Origin of the sequence: Aeromonas sp. QDB11 (genome assembly GCF_027705265.1) — a bacterium.
Taxonomy (GTDB): domain Bacteria; phylum Pseudomonadota; class Gammaproteobacteria; order Enterobacterales; family Aeromonadaceae; genus Aeromonas; species Aeromonas allosaccharophila.
Genome location: NZ_JAPDBM010000213.1, coordinates 1 through 787, shown reverse-complemented (window position 1 = coordinate 787; position 787 = coordinate 1). Strand labels below are relative to the sequence as shown.

Below are 787 nucleotides of genomic sequence, written 5' to 3'. Positions count from 1 at the left end.
CGACACTCTTTATCCGCCCCCGGTCTTCACATTTAGATTATTCAGATTAGGCGACAACTATTCTGACACCGGGGGGGTTCTCTAACTTGGTATCAAGATGAGAAAGGAAATGTTGTTGAATGCACAGCCACACAAGCATTCAGCGATATAATCGCCCCCCTTTTAAAGGACGATTACTATAACCATAATCAAAGGCTAATTTATCCTGGAGCCAATAAATATAGCCAGACTATTGGTTTTGTCTATGGTGAAATGTTTAGGAGGTTTGGTGAGTTCCTCTCCAAACCACAAAGTGCACTTTTTGTGAACGGTTATGGCTTTGGGGACTATCACATAAATAGATTAATTTTAGGTGCATTATTAAACCCAACACTTCATATTGTTATTTGTTATCCTGAGCTAGAAAGTCTAGAGAAAAATGTTCTATCTGGCATAAAACTTTCTGAGGCACAAAAATGCATCAATAAAATAAGGAAGATGAACTTAAATCAGGTGACAATTATCAGTGGTTCAAATGCATACTTTGATAACTTTGTAGAATTAATTCCAAAGCCGGTTTTATTCCCCCAAAACAATACCGCAAAAATAATTGCAGATGCACTGCTTAGCATAGACTCTGCAAGAGGGCTAGAAATATAATGATTTGTCCTGATTCATCTCAAATTGGTTATGTTGTTTCACTTGAAGGCACAAAAATTAAACTTAACTTGCTAAATAGCTGTTCCGAATAGTAGATCACAGGAGGAAGGGAACTCAGTCCAGTTTGTGCGATCTCATTAGGCGCGAA

At 37.9% G+C, this 787-nt stretch carries 1 protein-coding gene; it reads left to right on the top strand.

Annotation, left to right across the window (positions count from 1 at the left end):
• Positions 1-303: 303 nt before the first annotated feature.
• On the top strand, positions 304-639 hold the full coding sequence (locus OKC40_RS22725; RefSeq protein ID WP_270797054.1) for a hypothetical protein: 336 nt from the start codon (positions 304-306) through the stop codon (positions 637-639).
• The last annotated feature ends 148 nt before the right edge of the window (positions 640-787 follow it).